Raw genomic sequence first — 21734 nt, 5'->3', positions numbered from 1 at the left:
TATCGTGAGCCACCCTGCAGAATGGAGAATCCGTGACCGGCATCGTTCCAGCCCCCGCCGCACTCACATTTCTTGAGCACGTGGCCCCGTATCGACTGGCCCCGCCCACGCGCATCGTGGCACCGGGAGAGGCTCACCCAATCGGGCTGCTGCTTGCCACCGAGCTACGCGTGGCCACAGGTTTCGACATCCCTGTGGTGCACGGCGACGCCGGCGCGGCCGATATTTCTTTGGTCCTGAACGACGGCTTCTACGCGGTCGAACAGACGAGTGTCGAGTCCTACACTCTCGAGGTCTCGCACGCCGGCGTGATCATCGAAGCACGCGCCACGGCCGGTCTGTATCGCGGCACAAGATCACTGCGCCAGCTGCTTCCGGCACGGATCGGCGACGACGATCACGGCCGCGCATTTGGCGACGATGACGACCACGGGGGCGCATCCGGTGACGACGACGGCCTCGCATTCGGCGGCTGGGTCGCACCGGCCGTCTCGGTCAGTGACGCGCCGCGCTTCGACTATCGCGGTGCCATGCTCGACGTCGTACGACACTTCTTTCCCGTCGAGGATGTGCTGCGCTTCATCGATGCCCTTGCGCTGCTGAAGATCAACGTGCTGCACCTGCATCTCACCGACGACCAGGGCTGGCGCATTCAGATCGACTCCTGGCCCGAACTGACTGGCATCGGCGCTTCGACGGCAGTCGGCGGCGCGCGCGGCGGCTTCTACTCGAAGAGTGACTACCGCCGGATCGTCGATTACGCCGCCGAACGCTTTCTCACGATCGTCCCGGAGATCGACCTTCCCGGCCACACCAACGCGGCGCTCAGCGCGTATGCCGAACTCAACCATGATGGGGTCGCCCGCTCACCATATGAGGGTGTTGAGGTCGGCTTCTCCTCCCTGAGCGCCGCCCCCGAGCGGGCGGAAGCCACCGACCAATTCCTCGAGGATGTGCTGCGGGAGGTCGCAGAACTGACCCCGGGCCCGTGGTTGCACATCGGCGGCGATGAATCTCTCTCCACGTCGAAGGCCGACTACCGCGCTCTCGTCGAACGCATCACGACCACGGCTGCCTCGATGGGCAAGACCGTCATCGGCTGGCACGAGATCGGCGCGTCACCCTCATTACCCGCCGACACAATCGCCCAGTATTGGAGCTATCTCGAGCCACAGGGCGATGCGGCAAGCCTCACCCGCTCGGTCGTCGAGCAGGGCGGTCAGGTCATCATGTCGCCGGCCGACGTGGCATATCTCGATATCCAGCACGTCGGAAGCCAGCCGACCCCGCACGGATATCCGCTCGGACTCGACTGGGCGAACGGACCCACCTCGCTCGACGACGCGTTGGCTTGGGAGCCGACCGAGATCGTGCCCGGCATCGCCGAAGCGCAGATCCTCGGCGTGGAAGCACCACTGTGGACGGAAACGGCCTGCACCATCTCCGATGTCGAGTTCCTTGCCTTTCCACGGATCGCGGCAATCGCCGAAATTGGCTGGTCCCCGTTGCCCGGCGCCGAGGGACGCGACCGTGACGGGTTCGTGGCGCGCCTCTCGGGGCTGGGTGCCCACTGGGATGCCGCGGGCACTGTGTATTGTGCCGTCGACGGTGTTCCCTGGCACACAGACCTGGCGGCGACGACGTAGCCGTCGCCATCCTGCGCACCGGCGAGCCCCGCACCGCGCGCACACATCCCGCTGATCGAGCCCACACCGTTGATCGACCCCGCACCTTTCCGCTGATCGAGCTCGTCGAGATCCCGTGAGCCAACCTCGAGACCGCACCCCGTCCGTTGATCGAGCCTGTCGAGATCCCGTAAGCCATCCTCGAGACCGGGGGCCGGGGTCTCGACATGCTCGACCGACGGTTCCGTGATCGACGCGTACCCCTTCCGTCGCTCGACCCCCTCCGCTGATCCAGCCCACGCCGTTGATCGAGCCTGTCGAGATCCCGCGAGCCATCCTCGAGACCGTGGACCGTGGTCTCGACAAGCTCGACCCACGGGTCACTGACCGACCTCGCATCCCTTCCGCTGATCCAGCCCACGCCGCTGATCGAGCTCGTCGAGATCCCGTAAGCCACCCTCAAGACCATGGCCGAAGTCTCGACCGGATCAAGTTCTCGATCCCTCCACAGACACGAGTTCGAGAACTTATGCACCGCTACTGAGAAAAGCTCGTAATCATGTTCGTTCTTTGGGAGAATAGAGCTATGTCAATCACCTCCCCACCCCCCGTCTCCGCCCCGGAGCCGACACCCGCCTCGGGTGCGTCGGCACCGACCGCGGCCGCGGTGCTGGCGGCGGTCGAACAGGCCCGCTCGGTTCTGGCGGTGCTCGGAACCGTCAGCCCCGACCGGTTCACCGACGACGACCTCCTCGGTGTGCTCGGTGCGTTCGAAGGCGTGGGCCGGCTCGTCGATGCCGGACGGGTGGCTGTGGCGGCGACGGTCGAGGAACGCTCCGGCCGGTGGCTGGGCCGGGACTCCCTCGCGGCGAAGCGGGGCTGTACCAGTGGCATCGACCTGATCACCCGGGTCACCCGCATTTCCGGCCGGGAAGCGAAACGGCGCAGCGCCCTCGGCCTGCGAATGCAGGACACGCAACACGTCGGAACGATCATCCCCGCACTGTTCCCCACGGTCGGCGCCGCGGTCGCCGACGGCTCACTGGGGGTGGATGCGGCGGAGGTGATCATGTCCGGTCTGGCCGAGATCTCCCCGCGCGTCGCCCCCGATGATCTTGCGGCCGCGGAACGCGCTCTGGTGTCTGCGGCGACGGGCACGATCACGGCCGAGAATGAGGGTGAGCCGGGCGCGGGCTTTGCGTTCTCGGCCGACTCACTGCGGGTGCAGATGTTGCAGTGGCAGGCGGCGCTGGACCCCGACGGGGTGGCACCGAATGAGGTCGAGGTTGAGGCGACGAGCACGATCAGTTTCGGCCGCTTCAAAGACGGAATCTACCCGGTGCGAGGCGGGGTGACTCCTGATCTCTACGGAATCATGAACCTCACCTTCGACGCCTTCATTGCCGCCTGCAAGACTCCCGCGTTTCCCACGGCCGCAGAGCAAGCCCGCGACCAGGCCCGCGACGACCGCTCCGAGCTACACGGACAAGACCTGAACGACGACCACAACCTGAGCGACGAGCACGGCCGCGACTGGCACGACGAGCACGACGAGCGCGAGCGCGACCACGACCACGACCACGACCACGACCGTGACCACGACGACCACGACCACGACCACGACCACGACCACGACGACCACGACCATGACCATGACCACGACGACCACGGTCAGGGTCCAGCCTCAGCCGAGGCTCCTCTTCCCGGGTCGCCCGGGCACGAGTTCGATGACGTCGACACCCGCACCGCCGGTGAGAAGCGGGCCGATATTCTGCGCGGCATGTTCACCCAGCTGGCTCAGGCCGATAACACTCCCAGCATTGGTGGCGCACCGCCGACCGTGGTGGTGCATGTGAACGTGAACGATATTGAAGCCGGTCGCGGTGTCGGCTGGATCGACGGCGTCGACGCCCCCATCTCGCTTCGCACGGTGGACCAGATGATGTGTGCCGGAGGCACCCAAACGGTTCTGTTCGGTCCGAACGGTGAGGTTCTCACGCTGACCGATCCGCAACGACTGTTCAACCGTGCCCAACGCCGGGCGATCCTCGCCCGCGACGGCGGCTGCGGCGTTCCCGGCTGCGATGCCCCCACACAGTGGCTCGAGTTTCATCACGTGATCCCCTGGAGCAAAGGCGGCGTCACCGAAGTCGACAATGGTGTGGCGTTGTGTTGGCGACATCATCACACCATCGAAACCTCCGGCTGGGAGATCCTCATGGTCAACGGCCGCCCCCAAGTCAAAGCCCCGGCCTGGATCGACCCGAGCCGCACCTGGCGCGACGCCAACCGCCACCGCACCGACACCCACCGCCGCGGTTGACTCACACCGCCGCGACTGACTCGCGCCGAGACGGAGCCGTCACGCTTCCTGAGGCGCGGGCGACTGCGCATCCGCTCAGCTAGACCAGCGAGTCCCGCCAGGCCGCATGCAGCTGGGCGAAGCGGCCAGATCCCGAGATGAGCTCATCGGGGGTGCCATCCTCGATGATCGTGCCCTGCTCCATCACGAGAACCCGGTCAGCGATTGCCACCGTCGACAAGCGGTGCGCGATGATCACTGCCGTGCGGTCGGCGAGCAGAGTCTGCAACGCCTCCTGCACCAGACGCTCACTCGGAATATCGAGCGACGACGTCGCCTCATCCAGAATGAGGACAGCCGGGTCGGCGAGGAACGCACGCGCGAACGAAATAAGCTGACGTTGACCGGCCGAGACCCGCCCACCCCGCTTATTCACGTCGGTGTCGTAGCCGTTCGGCAACCCCTCAATGAAATCATGCGCACCGACGGCCGTCGCGGCACGGCGAATCTCGTCTCTCGTCGCCTCCGGCTTACCAATCGCGATGTTCTCGGCAACTGACCCGCTGAACAGGTACGCCTCCTGCGTCACCATGACGATGGCTCGGCGCAAATCCTTCGGGTGCAGATCACGCAGGTCAACGCCGTCGAGTTGCACGCTGCCCTGCGTCGGGTCGTAGAACCGCGAGATCAGCTTGGCCAGTGTCGACTTGCCCGCACCGGTCGAGCCGACCAGAGCGATCGTCTGCCCGGCCGGCAGGTCAAGCGTGAAGTGCGGCAAAATCACGCGATCGGCGGTGTACGCGAACTGCACGTCGTCGAAGCGCACGGCGCCTGTGGCCTTCCAGAGATCGACGGGCTTCACCGGATCCGACACACCCGGTCGTTCCTCGAGGACACCCGAGATCTTTTCGAGGGCTGCCGCAGCCGATTGGTAGGAGTTGTAGAACATCGCCATCTCCTCCATCGGGTCGAAGAATCGACGCGTGTAAAGCAGCGCAGCCAACAGCGCACCGATGGCCAGGTGGCCTTCGACGACACGGAATCCGCCGACCAGCAGCACGATGGCTACCGTGACGTTACCGATCAGAACGAGCCCAGGATCGAAGATTCCGAACAGTTGGATCACCCGCCCGTTGACATCACGGTAGTCCTCAACCAGTGAGCCGAACTCCTTCTCGTTGCGTTTCTCTTTGCGAAACGCCTTCACCGCACGGATACCGGTCATGGTCTCGACAAAGTGCACGATCAGGCGCGCCGAGGCCACCCGCGAGGTACGGAACAACGTCTGCGAGCGCACCTGGAACCAGCGGGTGAGGATTGCGAGTGGAATGAGTGAGGCAAACAACACGAGCCCGCTCAGGCCGTCGAGGCTGAACAGTGCGATGGCGGTAAACACCATGTAAAGCACGCCTTGCAGCAGCTGGTTGATGCCCGAGTCGAGCAACTCGCGAATCGCGTCGAGGTCGCTGGTCTGGCGCGAGATGATGCGTCCGGAGGTATACGACTCGTGAAATTCTAGGCTCAGCTTCTGGGTGTGCAGAAAGATGCGCTTGCGCAGGTCGATCAGAATCGCTTGGCTGATGCGCGCAGACATGACCGTGTACCAGGCGATCAGGAGCGCACCGATCACGCCCGTGACCAGATAGATCCCGCCTGTTGCGGCGAGTGGTATCCAGTTCTGCTTCATCAAGGCGGGCAGGCCGTTGTCGATCCCGAATGCGATCAACGCGGGGCCGGCCACCTGAGCGGCCGTGGAGACGACGACCACGAGCATGGCCAGAGTGACCTTGCCGCGCATCGGATGCAGCAGCGAACCGAGTAGGCGCAGTGAACGCGCACGAATCTGACGGCTTTCTTGTTTGGTGAAGTCGTTGCGTTCTTCACCCTGTACGCCGGTCACACTCATCGTGCATCCTCCTCTCGAATCGATTCTCTTCGTTCTTCGTCTGCCAGGCTGGAAATGACGAAGCTGTAGTGCTCGCTGGTGCGAAGCAGGTCGGAGTGCGTGCCGACAGCGGTGATCCTGCCGTTCTCAAGCAACGCCACCCGGTCGGCCAGCATGACCGTCGAGGGGCGATGGGCCACAATAAGGGCCGTTGTCGAAGCCAGTACGGTGCGCAGCGCCGCCTCGACGAGCGCCTCGGTGTCGACGTCGAGTGCCGACAGCGGATCGTCGAGCACCAGCACGGCTGGCTTGGCCGCAACGGCGCGGGCCAGGGCGAGCCGCTGACGCTGGCCACCCGACAGGCTCATGCCCTCTTCGCCCACTTTGGTATCGACGCCCTCGGGCAGGTCATGGACGAATCCGGCCTGCGCGATGCGCAGTGCCTCTTCGAGCGCCGCATCCGCCTCAGCCGAGGGCTCGGCGAACTCGGCTCGTCCGAGCAGCACATTGTCGCGCACCGATGCCGAGAACAATGTGGCGTCTTCGAAAGCCATCGCGAGGTGTCGCCGCAACTCCTCACGACTGAGGTCCCGCACGTCGACGCCGTCAAGCAATACCCGGCCGCCAGTCACGTCGTAGAGACGGGTGGTCAGCGCGGTCAGGGTGGACTTACCCGAACCGGTCAGGCCCACCAGCGCCATGGTCTCGCCCGGTTCGAGCACCAGGTCGACTCCGTTGAGTAGGTCGTCGAAGCGTTCCGGTGAGTCACCGTAGCGAAAGTGCACGTTCTCGAAGCTCAGGCGTCCCACGGGGGCGGCGATCGAAACCGGTATTTTCGGGTCGGTGATATCGTTCGGCGCATCGAGAATATCGAAGAACCGGTCGGTGGCCGTGCGGGTATCGAAGGTCATCGACAGTAGGAACCCGATTGACTCGACCGGAAAACGCAACACGGTGGCCGTGGCGAAGAACGCGACAAGTTCGCCGACGCTCAGCTGGCCCTGACTGGACAGCCAGACGCCCGCTACCAAGCAGAGTGCGAAGGCAACATCCGGAACCAGCAACAGCCACAGCCAGATACCGGCAATCGCTCGCGCTTTCTCGATCTCGGTGCCCCGCAGGCCTTCTGCCTGCGACGCGAAGTTCTTCATTGCGTGACCGCCGCGACCGAAAGCCTTCAGCACACGGATGCCGTGCACTGACTCTTCGACGGCCGTCGCGAGGTCGCCGGCCTGATCCTGGCTCCGGCGTGCGATCACCGAGTATTTCTCTTCGAAGATATAGCCGTAGATCCAGATCGGAATGGAGCAGACCAGGAAGATGACGCCGAGCAGCCAATTCATCACCACGAGAATGATGAAACCCACAATGATGGTCAGGAAGTTGACCACGAGCAGCACCAGGCCGAATGAGATCCAGCGGCGAATGAGATTGAGGTCGCTCACCGCGCGCGACAACAGCTGGCCGCTCGGCCACCGGTCGTGGAAAGTGACCGGTAAATCTTGCAGCCGGGCGTACAACCCGTTGCGCATGCGGGCCTCGATGTGCGTGCCGGGGTTCAGCACGAACCAGCGCCGCAGCGCGATCATGATGGCTTCTACGACGCCGAGGCCGAGCACGATCCACACCGCTGGCCAGATCTGGCTGGGGTCCTTCTGCGCGAGCGGGCCGTCGACCAACCAGGCGAGCACCTGCGGAATAGCCAGGGCGACCAGGCTGGCAAGCAGCGCCGACACCATGCCGAGATACAGACGCGGCATGGCAGGTTTGGCGTAGGGGTAGAGACGCAGCAGTGTCTGGAAGGTATTCTTCCGCGGCGCAGACGCTTCAGGTTGAGGTGGATGTTCTGGCGTGATGAGTGAGGTCAAGAGTGATTCCTGGATTGGTGATGCGGTTTCACGAAAGGTGCCGCCGGGCCCAGCGAGATTGGTCTCTCGTGCTGCTCTGCCCCGCGCGGACGTGGCACCCGCGGGGCGGTAGACGATCGACGAGGCCGACGTCGAGTGGCACGTCGGTACAGGTGGAGAAGACGGATGCCGGTGCCGGACACGTTCGCGGGGAACGGTCTACTCCGGAGCAACTGCAGCCTCACGGCTGCGCGCGGTGAGTGCTCTGCGGTTAGACCGAGCGGGGCGAAAACGACGAAACCGGCGGGTGGGCGCGGAACGCAATGCCGAAGGCAGCGCCATTGTTCGCACCGGATGCGATCGTAAGCTGGGCTGTCTTCATCATGCTGGCCTCCTGGGCGCGTCTATTCTCGTCTTGGACCGCCCGGTTCAGGCAGCCTTTTAGCCTAGGGCTGCAGCGACTCGAGCGCAAGACCACTACGCACCAAAAAGGCCCATGCCCGCTCGAATGATCACACTCGAACGGGCACAGGCCCATGAAACCCACGAGATCAATGGAAGAAGTGGCGTTCCCCGGTGAAATACATCGTGACACCGGCAGCGGTGGCCGCCGCGATGACTTCCTCATCGCGCACCGAACCGCCGGGTTGCACGACGGCGGTGATACCCGCATCCAGCAGTACCTGTAGACCGTCGGCGAACGGGAAGAACGCGTCGGATGCGGCGACGGATCCGGCGGCACGCTCACCCGCACGGTTCACGGCGAGGTGGCAGGAGTCGACTCGGTTGACCTGCCCCATGCCGACCCCGACGGATGCCCCATCGTGCGCCAGCAAAATGGCGTTTGACTTCACGGCGCGGCAGGCCTTCCACGCGAACTCAAGGTCGGCGCGGGTGGCCTCGTCGGCCTCGTCGCCCGCAACACACTGCCAGGTCGACGAGTCGAACTCGTCAAACGCGTCGGTCTCCTGCACGAGCAGACCACCGGAGATCTGACGCAATTCCATCGAGCTGCGACGGTAGTCCTCCGGCAGTTCGAGCAGGCGGATGTTCTTCTTCGCACTCAGCAGCTCGAACGCGTCTGCCTCGAAACCCGGGGCGACGAGCACCTCGGTGAAGATCTGGCTGACGGCCTCGGCCATAGCGAGGGTGACGATGCGATTGGCCGCGATCACGCCGCCAAACGCCGACACGGGGTCGCAGTCGTGGGCGCGGCGATGAGCGGATGCGATGGCATCCGTCGCCGTCGGAGTGGCAACTGCGATGCCGCACGGGTTAGCGTGCTTGATGATGGCCACGGCCGGCTCGTCGAAGTCGAATGCGGCGCGCACTGCGGCATCCGCGTCGACATAGTTGTTGTACGACATCTCTTTGCCGTGCAGCACGGACGCCTGCGCGATGCCGGCTCCGCCTTCACCGAGGTAAAGAGCGGCGGCCTGGTGCGAGTTTTCGCCGTAACGCAGCACGCTGCCGCGGTGCGTTTCGATCACGAGGGTGTCGGGGAACGCCATCTCGGCTTCGAGGTCGCTGTCGGCAGCGCTTCCCAGGATGGCGTCGAACTGGTCGAGGATCTCGGCGCCCAGCTCGGCGTCGTCGCCGGCCCACTGGTCGTAGACATTCTCGGTGAACCACGCGGACACCGACAGGTCATAGTGGGCGGTGTGCTCGAACGCGAGCGAGGCCAGTTTCTGGCGGGTGCGCAGTGTGGTGCCCCCGGCCTGAATGGAGTCGATGATCTCGTCATAGTCCTCGGGGTCCACCACGATGGCCACGTTGGCGTGGTTCTTCGCGGATGCACGCACGAGGGCCGGTCCGCCGATGTCGATCTGTTCGATCACATCGGCCGGCGCGGCGCCGGATTCGACGGTCTCGACGAACGGGTAGAGGTTGACCACAACGAGTTCGAACGCGGCGATGCCGAGGTCACGCAGCTGGTCTTCGTGCGCCTCGAGACGCAGGTCGGCGAGGATGCCGGCGTGCACGGCGGGGTGCAGGGTCTTGACCCGTCCGTCGAGCGACTCGGGAAAGCCGGTCACGGTGGAGACGTCGGTGACCTCGTGGCCGGCCGCACGAATTGTCGCCGCCGTCGAGCCGGTCGAGACGATTTCGACGCCGGCGGCGGCGAGGGCATTCGCCAACTCGGTCAGCCCTGTTTTGTCGCTGACCGAGATCAGCGCGCGCGTGATCGGGACGACGTCCCTCTCGCGATACAGGCTCTGGGCGTTAGTGTGACCGCTCATGCGTTTGATAGCTCCTTGAGATCGACGTGTCCGTTGGCAATGTCGAGCACTGCCTGCACGAGCAGACGGCGTTCGACGGGTTTGATGCGGTCGTGCAGGGTGGTTTCGGTGTCGCCGGGCAACACCGGAATCCGTTCTTGCGCGATGATCGGTCCGGCATCGACACCGTTGTCGACAACGATCAGGCTGGCACCGGTCTGGGTCGCACCGGCGGCGAGGGCGTCGCGCACCCCGTGCGCTCCGGGAAACTCGGGCAGGTAGGCCGGATGCGTGTTGATCAGGTGCGGCGAGAGTGCCTCGACGACGCGCGACGGCACCAACCGCATCAGCCCGCTGAGCACTACGAGGTCGGGCTGCCACTGCTGGATCTGGGCGAGCAACTCGTCGCCCCAGGCATCCCGATCGGGAAACGACGAGTAGGGCACTGTGAAGGTGGGGATGCCGAATTCTTCGCCGAGCGCGAGCCCATCCGCGTCTCGGTCGGCACCGATGGCCACCACCCGCGCGGGGAATTCGGCGTCTTCAGACGCTTCGAGGAGTGCGCGCAGGTTCGACCCTCCGCCAGAGATGAGGACGACCAGTGACAGCACCCTCTGAGCCTACCGCTTCGAGCATTCGGCCACGATCGTCGGGGTGAGCCTCGCGCCACGCCATCCGTGAATTGCCGCAGATCGTCCCTTCGATGCGCCGTATGGGGCAGTCTGCGGCAACTCGCGCGGTCGGCCTTACGCGCTTCGGTCGGGTCTGCGGATGCCGGCGCACATGCCGAGGCAGGCTGCAATCCCGATTTCAACGGCCGCAAGAACGCCCACCACGAGCGGGTTCGGGCCGACCTCGACGAGACGCCCCGGCCCGAATGAACCGGCCGAAGCCCACATCGCCAGGCCGAGAAGCACTCCCGCGACCACTCCGGTTCCGACGCCGGTGTAGAGGGCCGTCGACAGCGACGGCACGGGCAGCCCGAGGCGGTCTGAGCGTCGGCGCACGAGCCGGGCTGCGAGGAATCCGATGAGCACCGGCATCAGGAGGCCGAGGAATCCGAACGCGAGTGTTCCGTGCGGCAACGCGCCGAAGATCGGCAGCCCGGGAATGACACCGAGCGATGTGCCGAGGGGGGACACCGAGCTGCCCGCGCCGATCGCGAAACCGGGGCCGACGAACCACGAGACAACCCACAGCACCAGGTTCGGAAGAATCGCCAGCTGTGCGAGTGTCAATGTGACGCCGCCCATGATTCCCGCCTGCAACGCCTCGTAGAGCCCGATCACCGTTGCGAAGTTCGCGAACACGAGCACGGTGAGGGTGACGGCGGCGACGCCGATCAACAGGGTTGTTGCCGCGATGCCACCGCGCACGGCCTCTGCGGCCCCCGACCGCCACACCAGGGGCAGTGCACGGTAGCGTTCACGCACGACGTTCGGCACCCCCAGCAACGGACCTGTCGGCAGGCCGCTGCCGGCGCGCGACGACGTATCAGTGGCGCCAACGCCTCGGCCGAACAGTCCCGTCGCGCCGAGGAGGACTCCTGCGGCATAAATCAGTGTCGGCAGCACGATGCCCTGCACGAGCGACGGCGTCACAACGGCGCTGACCGCGGACAACGTGATCAACGTGGCGAAGACCGCGTAGCTCAGCGTGGCCGCCAGTACTCCCACGAGCGGGTGCGGGGTCTCGATCGCACGGATGCCGGTTCGCACGCCCAGCGCCACGGCCAGGACGGTGAACCCAAGTAGCGCGATGGTGAGGCCGAATGGTGCCTCGGCCCCGGGCAAGCCGAGTGGGGCGCTGAGTACGGCGGGGAGCGTGACGCTCAGATCGACTCCATTGCCGAGCAGCCACACATTTGCGGCCGCCTGCCAGAACATGCTCCAGTCGACGGCGAGTTCGAAATGCGTCGCCCAGAGAATCGTCAGCGGGACGAGCGCGATCCCCACGCCGATGGCGACGACGATCAGCGCCTCGAGCGCGGCGAGCAGGGCTGTCGTTGTGCGGTTCATTCGGCTTTCGAGCTTACCTGCAGCTGCGTCATCCGTCGGCTCCCCCGCCGTGAGTGCCGCCGTGAGTCCCGCCGTGAGTGCCGCCGTGAGTCCCGCCGTACGCCCGCCCTCTGCACCGCCGCACACCGCTTCGGTCGACCATTCTGCGCATCCTGTGCCCGGAGGGCAGCGCTGACGGCAGCAGCGCCGGTTAAAATGTGCTCCTACTTTTTCTTACGGTACGGCGCCCTCGCCAAAGCGATGACGGCCGAGAGCCCGAGGACGACACCGACGATCACCCACACGATGAGCGCTGTTTCAAATATTTCTTGCATGGCCTCAGTATCGACCCCGTTCCGGCCGCTGTCATCAGGCAGTTTCGAATGCACGACGTGCACGCAGACGGGCCCACCAGATTGAATCCGATGGGCCCGTGATTAATGCATCGTTACAGTGCGGCGAGAACCTCACGCAGCAGAGTAGCGGTCTCGCTTGGCGTCTTGCCAACCTTGACTCCGGCGGCCTCAAGGGCCTCCTTCTTGCCCTGTGCGGTGCCTGCTCCGTCGGAGACGATGGCCCCGGCGTGGCCCATGGTCTTTCCTTCGGGCGCGGTGAAGCCGGCCACGTAGCCGACGACCGGCTTGGTGACGTGCGCCTTGATGTAGGCAGCGGCGTTCTCTTCGGCGTCGCCACCGATCTCGCCGATCATGACGATGGCGAGGGTTTCGGGGTCGTTCTCAAACGCCTCGAGAGCGTCGATGTGCGTGGTGCCGATGATGGGGTCGCCACCGATGCCGATCGCGGTCGAGAAGCCGAGGTCGCGCAGTTCGTACATCATCTGGTAGGTCAGGGTGCCCGACTTCGAGACGAGTCCGACCGGGCCCTTACCGGTGATGGTCGCCGGCGTGATGCCGACGAGCGCCTCACCGGGCGTGATGATGCCGGGGCAGTTCGGGCCGATGATGCGGGTCTTGTTGCCCTTGGCCTTGTTGTAGGCCCAGAACTCAGCCGAGTCCTGAACCGGAACGCCCTCGGTGATGATGACGAGCAGCGGGATCTCGGCGTCGATGGCCTCGATCACTGCGTCTTTGGTGAATGCCGGCGGAACGAACGCGATGGAGACATCCGCGCCGGTCTTTTCCATCGCCTCGGCGACGGTTCCGTAGACGGGCAGCTCCACGTCGCCGTGCACGACAGTGGTGCCAGCCTTGCGAGCGTTGACGCCACCGACGACCTGGGTACCGGCCTTCAGCATGAGGGCGGTGTGCTTGGTACCCTCACCGCCGGTGATGCCCTGCACGATGACCTTGGAGTCCTTGTTGAGGAAGATTGACATATATTTTTTCCTTGTTCCTTGATCTCGACAGGCTCGATCAGCGGGCGGCGTTGGCGAGTTCGGCGGCCTTGTCGGCACCCTCGTCCATGGTGGCCGCCAGAGTGACAAGCGGGTGGTTCGCCTCGGCGAGGATGCGACGGCCTTCTTCGACGTTGTTGCCGTCGAGGCGCACAACGAGGGGCTTGTTTGCCGCAGCGCCGAGCTCGGCAAGAGCGCCGACGATGCCGTGGGCAACAGCGTCACAGGCGGTGATGCCACCGAAAACGTTGACGAAGACGCTCTTGACCTGTGGGTCGCCGAGGATGACGTCGAGACCGGCGGCCATGACCTCAGCGGATGCTCCGCCGCCGATGTCGAGGAAGTTGGCCGGCTTCACGCCACCGTGATTCTCACCGGCGTACGCAACGACATCCAGTGTCGACATGACGAGGCCTGCGCCGTTTCCGATGACACCCACTTCACCGTCGAGCTTGACGTAGTTGAGGTCGTTCTCTTTGGCCTTGGCCTCGAGCGGGTCTGCAGCAGCAGCGTCTTCGAGAGCGGCGTGCTTCGGGTGACGGAAGCCGGCGTTCTCGTCGAGCGTGACCTTGCCGTCGAGGGCGATGATGTCGCCTTCTTCGGTGAGAACGAGCGGGTTGACCTCGACGAGCGTCGCGTCTTCACCCGTGTAGACGTTGTAGAGCTGCACGAAGACGGGGGCAACCTTCTCGATCAGCTCGGCCGGGAACTTCGCGGCAACCGCGATCTCGCGGGCCTTGTCCAGGTCAATTCCAGCGTTCGGGTCGACTGCCACGCGGGCAAGAGCTTCAGGCTTCTCGACGGCGAGAACCTCGATCTCGACGCCACCTTCGTAGCTGGCGAGCGAGAGGTAGGAGCGGTTGGAGCGGTCGAGCATCACCGAGAAGTAGAACTCCTGCGCGATGCGGGCGCCACCGGCGACCATCACGCGGTTGACGGTGTGACCCTTGATGTCGAGACCGAGAATGGCGCGGCCTGCGGCCTCTGCGTCATCCGGAGTCTTGGCAACTTTGACTCCGCCGGCCTTGCCGCGGCCGCCGACCTTGACCTGGGCCTTCACGACCACAACACCGCCGAGCTTCTCGGCAGCTGCACGCACCTCCTCGGGGGTGTCCGCGATGATGCCCGGAAGAACCGGGACACCATACTCTTCAAACAGGTCTCTGGCCTGGTATTCGTAAAGATCCACGCTGCTGTTCCAATCCGCGTCTGAGCGTTCGTGCATGGTGAGTGGGAGGGCACAGGCCGTCTCGGCGAAAAATAGCTTGACGTCAAGAGACACTGGCCGCAGTAAAACTCTACCTCCTGAGTGAGAGGGCAGGATGTCAATAGGCTGGAGTCATGAGCTCCCATCGATCAGCCACAGCCTCCGTCATCGTCTCTGGCGCACTCGACCTTGTGCTCGTTGTGGCCTTCGTGCTCATCGGACGAGCCAGCCACAACGAAGGCCTGGCCGGCGTCGTGACCACGGCGTGGCCGTTTCTGGTCGCTCTCACGCTCGGCTGGGTCGCACTGCGCGCCTGGCGACACCCGCGCCAGATCCTCGGGACGGGCATCGGCATCTGGCTCATCACTGTCGCGGGCGGGCTGATCCTTCGCCTCGTCGCGGGTCAGGGTGTTCAGCTGAGTTTCGCCATTGTGACGACCCTCGTTCTCGGCGTATTTCTGCTTGGCTGGCGTGCGATCTGGCTGCTTATTCAACGTCGACGACGAGCCTAATTCGTACCTCGGCACCCCGGGCAACGATTCGTCAGTCGGTACTTCGCTGATTCGTCTCGTCGCGCTCAAACTCCGCGTCGCCGCTCGTGGAGATCACGGTGATGGCCTGCGTTGTGATCAGGCTCGAGGCGAGGGCGTGGGCACGCCACTCGTCGTCATGCCGGTCGTTGATGTCGCTCATAAACCCGACGCTACCCCCGGATCAGGTGGAGGTCCAGACGAGTTCAGGGCTCGAATTCGTCGAGTTCTTCGACGATTCGATCGTCGGCATCGATACCGCGTTCCGGTTCACCGACGACGGCTTCTTCCACATCCGGAATCTCATCGACGTCATCGATTTCACGCTCTTCGTCACGTCCCTTTCGAGTGGGATCCGGCGGCTGCGGCCACAGTCCCTCGGGGTCACTTGGCATCGTCGTCGCCTCCGTGGTCTGGAAAGAATCGCTGTTCGCACGCCACGCTACGCTCGTCGCCCTGCCGCAACAAGCGGCATGGTCCAGCGGGTGAGCAGCACGATCAGAATCGCGACGCCGCCGCCGAGAGCGGTCTCGACGACCCGGTCGACCAGCAAGGTTTGCACCGGCACGGGCGAGGCAAGATGCGCAACGGCCAGGGCAAGCGGTGTGATGAAGAGCAGAGCCGCGCCATAGTGTCGGCTGACGAGGATCTCGGCGCCAAACTGGCCGACGGCGATGATCGTGATCAGCACCGCGACGGATGGTCCGGGCAACAGCAGCAGGCCCGTCACGACGACGCCGAGCGCCGTGCCGATGATGCGATGAATCGCCCGCGCCGTCGAATGCGTCGCGCCCGGAGGCGGCATCACCGCCACCACACTGACCACCGCCCAATACGGATGGCCAATGCCCACCAGGATGGCCAGCCCTCCGGCGATCAGTACGCCCACGAGGTTTTGCACGATGGCCAGCCACACCCGGCCGTCACGCACAGCGGCCACTCGCACGCGCGGGTGACGCGGCAGCGGCTTGAACAACCCGGCCGGTGCGTCAGCCGCGGCCTTCCGGATGAACCATCCCGACATGGTGAGCGCGAACGCGAACGCGGTGGCGATCACGGCCACAATCATTCGGGGCAGCACCTCGCTACTGGGCGTCGGCGCTTGGGAACACACCGTGTAGGCGAAAACAAAGAAGATCGCTGTGGCCGGGAACAATCCGAAAACCGCGGAGAGGAGCATGCCTGCAGTGATGACGACCAACAGCCCGACGGCCAGCACTGGCAGCGAGGCACCGGCAGCGGCCATACTCACACCCAGAGCGATGCTCACCAGCAGACCACAGGCGGCGACGCCCACCGTGCGCACCCGGGTGCGGTAGGGCTCGGCACGCCCGTATAGCGCCGTCATCGCGCCGAACGAAGCGCAGGCCGCCCAGTCGATGCGCCCGAGCGCCACGAGCACGATCAACGGCACGGCGGTTGCGAGTGCCGCGCGGGTGGCCACCTCGAAGTCGAGCCGGCGCAGGTTCTTCGCCCACTCCGCCAGCGACTCCGGCCGACTCGGCGGGTGGACGTCACCCGGCGCGGCCGACATTAGATCTTCTCGATCGGCGCAACCTTGATCAGCAGCTTCTTGGCACCCGAGGTGTCGAACTGCACATGCGCGATGCGCTTGGTTCCCTCTCCGGTGACTTGATTCACTCGGCCGTCACCGAAATCGACGTGGCGGATGCGGTCGCCCGCCTCGAGCGTCAAGTCACCGTTGTCGCGAACCTGCGCCGTAATGCGGTTCGCCCATTCGGTCTTCGGCTTGGGTGCCGGCGGCAGCCCGGGTGGGATGTCGGTCCGGTTGCCGCCGCCTCGTGCATTGAAGCCGCCGCCGTAACCGTCACGGCGGGCATTCAGGGCGCGCGGCTGGGTTCCACCGCGGGAGTTCGCCATGCCCGGCGACTGCTTCCACTCGATCAACTCGGCCGGAATTTCTTGCAGGTAGCGGCTCGGCATTGCCACGTTCACGTCGCCGAACTGCGCGCGGGTCATCGCGAGTGAGAGGTAGAGCCGTTTCTTCGCCCTCGTAATTCCCACGTAGAACAGGCGGCGTTCCTCGGCCGGGCCGCCCGGTTCGCCCGCCGACATCTGGTGGGGCAACAAACCTTCTTCGACACCGGTGAGAAACACGGCGTCGTATTCGAGGCCCTTCGCGGTGTGCAGCGTCATGAGCGACACCGTTCCCGACTCGTCGTCGAGATCGTCGGCTGCGGCGACGAGAGACACCTGAGTAAGAAAGTCGACCAATCCCCCGTCGGGGTTCTCACGGTTGAAGTCTTTCGTCTGGGCAATGAACTCTTCGATGTTCTCGGCCCGCGCCTCGTCTTGCGGGTCGCGACTGTTGCGCAGGCCCGTGAGAAGACCGCTCTGTTCGAGAACGAAGGTCAGCACCTCGGAGACGTTGGCCACACCAGCCGGGTTTTCAGGGTCGAGCTTCAACGCGGCCTCATCGAGCAAGCTGGCGAACTGCAGAATCGACCCCGTGACCTTCGGCCCGAGGCCGAGCGCGGTGGCATCGCGCATGGCCTGGCGGTAGGAGATCTCGTTCGCTTCGGCAAAACTGAGAAGGGCGGTCTCGGTGGTGGGGCCGATGCCGCGCTTGGGGGTGTTCAGGATGCGCCGCAACGCCAGTTCATCGGCCGGGTTTGCGACCGCGATCAGGTAGGCCAGGGCGTCTTTGATCTCGGCGCGCTCGTAGAACTTGGTACCGCCGACGACGCGGTAGGGCACTGCCGCCCGCACCAAGATCTCTTCGAGCGCTCGAGTCTGCGCGTTGGTGCGATAGAACACGGCCATGTCGCGGTAGGCCGTACCGGTGGCATGCAGTGCCTCGATCTCGTCGGCGACGAACTGGGCCTCATCATGACCCGAGTAGGCGGTGTAGCCGACGATCTTCTCGCCGGGGCCGTCGGCGCTCCAGAGCTTCTTGTCTTTACGATCGAAGTTGTGACTGATCACGGCGTTCGCGGCCGAGAGGATGTTCTGCGTCGAGCGGTAATTCTGCTCGAGCAGCACCACCTTCGCGCCGGGAAAGTCACGCTCGAACTCACTGATGTTACGAATGTCGGCGCCACGGAAGGCGTAGATGGACTGATCAGAGTCGCCCACCACGGTGAGCGAAGCCCCGGGAATCGCACCCGTCGCATCCTGCAGGTTGCGCACGTGCAGGCCTTGGGCCTCCATGTCTTCGGCGAGCGCCGCGGTGACCGGGCGCGTGAGCTCACGGATGAGGGAGTATTGGGCGTGGTTGGTGTCTTGGTATTCGTCGACCAGAATGTGCCGGAACTGGCGCCGGTAGCGCGCTGCGACGTCGGGGAAAGCCCGAAACAGGTAGACCGTTTCGCCGATCAGGTCGTCGAAGTCGAGGGCACTGGCATCGCGCAGTCGACGCGTGTACTGCCGGAAGATCTCGACGAACATGACCTCTTGCGGGTCGCTCATGTTGGCGTTGCGGGCGTACGAGTCGGCGTCGGCCAGTTCGTTTTTGAGCTTCGAGATCTTGGCCGAGGCGTTGGCGGGTGTGAAGCCCAGGGAGTCCGCGTCGAGCCCCTTGATGATGCGCTTCAGGGTGACCCTGGTGTCTGACGAGTCGTAGATGCTGAAGTTGGCACCCAGGCCGGCCTTCTCTGCCTCACGCCGCAGAATGCGCACACACGAGGAATGGAAGGTCGAGATCCACATACCGTTCGCGCCCTGCCCCAAAAGGGCCTGCACACGCTCACGCATCTCGGCCGCGGCCTTGTTGGTGAAGGTGATCGCAAGAATCTGACTCGGCCACGCCTCGCGGCTGTCGATCAAGCTGGCGACGCGGCGGGTGAGCACGCTGGTCTTACCGGAGCCGGCACCAGCGATGATCAGCAACGCTGGGCCACGGTACTCCACGGCGATGCGCTGTTGCGGATTCAGACCGTCGAGCAGGGAGGCATCGTCGCCGAGAAGCTGTCCGGAGGAATCAAGGATGATGGGCACAGCTGAGGCCTGATTCGTGGGCGGGGAATCGGGGTCGAAGAGTGTCGTCATTTGGTCCCAATTCTAGGCGGTGCCGCTGACACACGGCTCGGAGTCCGCGCACGTGCCGCCCTCGGCACGAATCCAGGCTCAGAGGCCGTCGCGCACCGCGAGCGCCAGGTCGGGGTGATCGGCGAATACCCCGTCGATGCCGGTTCGCATGATCAAGCCGAACTCGCTCTGCCAGGCGCCGAACTCGGCTGCCACCGTGCTTGAGCGAAACGACTTCGCCAGAAACTTGTTCTCGGGCCGCAGCGTCCAACAGTAGATCTCAAGCCCCGCGGCGTGGGCGCTGTCGACGAGTTCGGAGGCACCGATCACTGCTCCCGCGGCATCCGTCTCGACAATCAACGCTTTGTCGACGCTGATCCCGTCGACCTGCCCGGCCAGCCCGTAGAGACCGGCTTCGGTCAGTGTGTCGGCGTAGCTCGCGGCGGCGCTGCCGTGCTGCGCTACCTGGTCATAAGGCTTGCCACTCGCCTCGATGAGGTAGACCCGTTTGCCATAGATGCCGCGGGAATAGACCTGTTTGAGAACGCTTTGTTCGAAGCTCTCAATCACCAGTCGGCCGTCGCCCTCGTTCCAGCCGGCCTCATTCACCTCGGCTGCAAAGAGTTCGTCAAGCGGCAGCCCGATCGATTCAAAGTACGTGGGATGTTTGATCTCGGCGACCATTCCGAGCGGACGTACGGCGTCAACGGCGGCTTCGTCGATGATCTCGAAGAGGTCTCGCAGGCGAATAATCGGATAGTCTCCGTCGAAACTGGCGCTCGATTTGCGAAGACCGGGTAGGCGTTCGCGGGCACGCAACGTCGAGAGTTCGGCCCAGGTGAAGTCTTCCGTGAACCAGCCGGTCAGTTCGGCACCGTCGATGCGCTTCGTCGTGCGCCGCTCCTTGAACTCCGCGTGATCTGCGACGTCAGTCGTGCCCGAGATCTCGTTTTCGTGTCGGATGACAAGCACACCGTCCCGTGTTGCGACGACGTCGGGTTCGACGGCATCCGCGCCCAACGCAAACGCGAGTTCGTAGGCTGCGCGCGTGTGTTCCGGACGATATCCGCACGCGCCACGGTGCCCGATGATGAGCGGATGCGACGGTGCATGCTTGGTCATTCCCCCAGGGTAGTCGTGAGCCTGCCACAATCGGTGCTGTGAGTCTCTGGATCGAACCAACACGCAACTGCGCTCTGCGCTGGGGGCGGTACCTCCCCCGCACTGTTCTCGGCCTCGCTGCCATCGTGCTGGGAGTAGCGATCACGACACTCACCAGCACGTTCAACCTCTGGTTTCTGCTGATCGGTCCGATCCTGCAGGCGATGGGTTGGCTCGTGCTTCCCGGCGCGCTCTGGCGCCGGCTTCTCGTCGTGGTGCCGTGCATGATTTCAGGATTGGTGCCGGTTGCCGGCACCGACTTCATGGGCGCGTTTGCCGTTCTGCTGACGGCATGGCTGTTCGTGCGGCAGCGGCCACCGACGGCGTATCTCACCGTGCTCTTTCCCATCGCCGCCAGCGTGTGGATCAAAGCGGCGATGCACGGCAACGCCGCAACAGCCCCGGCAGTGCTGATCTGCACGGCCGTCGTCGTGGCATCCGCGTGGCTAGCTCGCCGGATCTCGCGCCACCGCGGGCTACGCGCATCGGATGCCGTCTCCGCGGAGGAACGGCATTCGGCGGATCCTCAGCAAACCTGAACGTCCTCTCAGATAGATTGGAGTCTGTGTCGGTTATCGGCACGACTCCGTCCCCCAGTTGAATGAGAGCCTGACACCATGGCAACGTCCAACCCCGCGTTTTCGCGCAACCCGGCGTTCAACGCCCCCGGCGCCTTGGCCACGACCAAGACGCTTTCCGAAGACGACCTGCAGCAGATGTACAACGCCCCGTCGGCGGGCGCGCAGGACACCGACCGGATGACCTACGAAGACACCATCGCGAAGACCGCGCTGTGCTTCGCCGTGCTGGTCGTTGCCGCCGTCGTCGGCTGGATGCTGACCCCGGCCGTGCCCGCACTGCCCATGATCGGCGCCATCGTCGGACTGGTACTCGGCCTGGTCAACACGTTCAAGAAGGAGCCGTCGCCGGGCCTGATCGTTGGTTACGCCGCCGCTGAGGGCCTCTTCGTCGGTGGGATCTCCTTTATCTTCGAGCAGATGTGGGGCGGCGTCGTCGTGCAGGCCGTTCTGGCCACGCTCGTCGTTGTCGGTGTGACCCTGGCGCTGTTCAAGAGTGGCAAGATCCGTGCGTCGAAGAAGGCCACGAAGGTCTTCCTCATCGCCATGGTCGGTTACCTGGTCTTCTCGCTGATCAACGTCGGAATGATGGTCTTCGGCGGCACGTCCGGTGCGTTCGGAATGCGCAGCCAAGACATTCCCGGCACCAGCATTCCATTCGGTGTCGTCATCGGTTTGCTCGCCGTCGTGATGGCCGCGTACTCGCTCGTTTTGGACTTCGACTTCATCCAGCGCGGCGTCACCAACCGCGCCCCGCGCAAGTTCGCGTGGAGCGGTGCCTTCGGCATCATGGTGACCGTCGTCTGGCTTTACGTCGAGCTGCTGCGTCTGTTCGCCATTCTGCGCGACTAACGCTCACCCGATTCACTTAGAAGGGCCGGCTCCGTTGGAGCCGGCCCTTCTGCGTCACGCTCGGAGCGATTCGGGTTCTGCAATCGAAAAGAGCTCGGCCGGAGTCGCCTGCGGGCTTCACAGATAAGGGTGAGCGACGGCAGCGCCGACAGGAGGCGCACGCTGAGCGCGGCGTCTGATCCGCACGATA

General features: G+C 64.6%; 17 protein-coding genes. 5 read left to right on the top strand and 12 right to left on the bottom strand.

All coding sequences use genetic code 11. From position 1 onward, the window contains the following. Positions 1–32: 32 nt before the first annotated feature. Together HNR05_RS16960 and HNR05_RS16955 are read left to right on the top strand one after the other, a co-directional pair. On the top strand, positions 33–1646 hold the full coding sequence (locus HNR05_RS16960; protein ID WP_343062663.1) for a beta-N-acetylhexosaminidase: 1614 nt from the start codon (positions 33–35) through the stop codon (positions 1644–1646). Between the two features lie 565 nt (positions 1647–2211). Next, positions 2212–3948 (top strand): HNH endonuclease signature motif containing protein, encoded by a 1737-nt coding sequence (locus tag HNR05_RS16955; protein WP_179580238.1) that lies wholly within the window; start codon positions 2212–2214, stop codon positions 3946–3948. A 79-nt stretch (positions 3949–4027) separates the two neighbouring features. Here the strand turns inward: HNR05_RS16955 and HNR05_RS16950 are convergent, their stop codons facing one another. The 7 genes from HNR05_RS16950 to sucC form a co-directional block, all read right to left on the bottom strand. Then, complete coding sequence (locus tag HNR05_RS16950; protein WP_179580236.1) at positions 4028–5833, bottom strand: ABC transporter ATP-binding protein; 1806 nt, start codon at positions 5831–5833, stop codon at positions 4028–4030. Next, entirely contained in the window at positions 5830–7572 is a 1743-nt protein-coding gene (locus tag HNR05_RS16945) for an ABC transporter ATP-binding protein (protein WP_179581135.1), read from the bottom strand. The genes HNR05_RS16950 and HNR05_RS16945 overlap by 4 nt, the downstream gene beginning before the upstream one ends. A 638-nt stretch (positions 7573–8210) precedes the next feature. Then, positions 8211–9899 carry a bifunctional phosphoribosylaminoimidazolecarboxamide formyltransferase/IMP cyclohydrolase gene (gene purH / locus HNR05_RS16940; protein WP_179580234.1) on the bottom strand — a complete coding sequence of 563 codons (1689 nt, stop codon included), beginning with the start codon at positions 9897–9899 and terminating at the stop codon, positions 8211–8213. Continuing rightward, on the bottom strand, positions 9896–10489 hold the full coding sequence (gene purN, locus HNR05_RS16935; protein WP_179580232.1) for a phosphoribosylglycinamide formyltransferase: 594 nt from the start codon (positions 10487–10489) through the stop codon (positions 9896–9898). Before purN ends, purH begins: the two co-directional genes overlap by 4 nt. A 135-nt stretch (positions 10490–10624) precedes the next feature. Beyond that, entirely contained in the window at positions 10625–12022 is a 1398-nt protein-coding gene (locus HNR05_RS16930; RefSeq protein ID WP_343062661.1) for a cell division protein PerM, read from the bottom strand. A gap of 301 nt (positions 12023–12323) precedes the next feature. Then, on the bottom strand, positions 12324–13211 hold the full coding sequence (sucD, locus tag HNR05_RS16925; protein ID WP_179580230.1) for a succinate--CoA ligase subunit alpha: 888 nt from the start codon (positions 13209–13211) through the stop codon (positions 12324–12326). Between the two features lie 37 nt (positions 13212–13248). After that, positions 13249–14418 (bottom strand): ADP-forming succinate--CoA ligase subunit beta, encoded by a 1170-nt coding sequence (sucC, locus tag HNR05_RS16920; RefSeq protein ID WP_179581131.1) that lies wholly within the window; start codon positions 14416–14418, stop codon positions 13249–13251. Between the two features lie 152 nt (positions 14419–14570). Here sucC and HNR05_RS16915 point away from each other — a divergent pair, with 152 nt between their 5' ends. Further along, positions 14571–14948, top strand: a complete 378-nt coding sequence (locus tag HNR05_RS16915; protein WP_179580228.1) for a DUF3054 domain-containing protein — start codon at positions 14571–14573, stop codon at positions 14946–14948. A gap of 31 nt (positions 14949–14979) precedes the next feature. On the opposite strand, the gene HNR05_RS16910 is transcribed toward HNR05_RS16915, so the two are convergent. The 5 genes from HNR05_RS16910 to HNR05_RS16890 form a co-directional block, all read right to left on the bottom strand. Next, complete coding sequence (locus HNR05_RS16910; RefSeq protein WP_179580226.1) at positions 14980–15129, bottom strand: hypothetical protein; 150 nt, start codon at positions 15127–15129, stop codon at positions 14980–14982. 43 nt (positions 15130–15172) lie between these two features. Then, complete coding sequence (locus tag HNR05_RS16905; RefSeq protein WP_179580224.1) at positions 15173–15361, bottom strand: hypothetical protein; 189 nt, start codon at positions 15359–15361, stop codon at positions 15173–15175. Between the two features lie 47 nt (positions 15362–15408). Beyond that, positions 15409–16500: an FUSC family protein gene (locus tag HNR05_RS16900; protein WP_179580222.1), complete on the bottom strand. Its 1092-nt coding sequence runs from the start codon at positions 16498–16500 to the stop codon at positions 15409–15411. Further along, positions 16500–18974, bottom strand: a complete 2475-nt coding sequence (locus HNR05_RS16895; RefSeq protein WP_179580220.1) for an ATP-dependent helicase — start codon at positions 18972–18974, stop codon at positions 16500–16502. The genes HNR05_RS16900 and HNR05_RS16895 overlap by 1 nt, the downstream gene beginning before the upstream one ends. A gap of 78 nt (positions 18975–19052) precedes the next feature. Further along, positions 19053–20075, bottom strand: a complete 1023-nt coding sequence (locus tag HNR05_RS16890; RefSeq protein ID WP_179580218.1) for a glycerophosphodiester phosphodiesterase family protein — start codon at positions 20073–20075, stop codon at positions 19053–19055. Positions 20076–20113: 38 nt separating this feature from the next. On the opposite strand from HNR05_RS16890, the gene HNR05_RS16885 reads away from it, so the two are divergent. After that, positions 20114–20653 (top strand): hypothetical protein, encoded by a 540-nt coding sequence (locus tag HNR05_RS16885; protein ID WP_179580216.1) that lies wholly within the window; start codon positions 20114–20116, stop codon positions 20651–20653. A 78-nt stretch (positions 20654–20731) separates the two neighbouring features. Further along, on the top strand, positions 20732–21544 hold the full coding sequence (locus HNR05_RS16880; protein WP_179580215.1) for a Bax inhibitor-1/YccA family protein: 813 nt from the start codon (positions 20732–20734) through the stop codon (positions 21542–21544). The last annotated feature ends 190 nt before the right edge of the window (positions 21545–21734 follow it).

Origin of the sequence: Leifsonia psychrotolerans, from assembly GCF_013410665.1 — a bacterium.
Lineage (GTDB): Bacteria > Actinomycetota > Actinomycetes > Actinomycetales > Microbacteriaceae > Cryobacterium > Cryobacterium psychrotolerans_A.
Note: the sequence above shows the minus strand (reverse complement) of the source record. Positions and strands in the feature narration are given on the sequence as shown.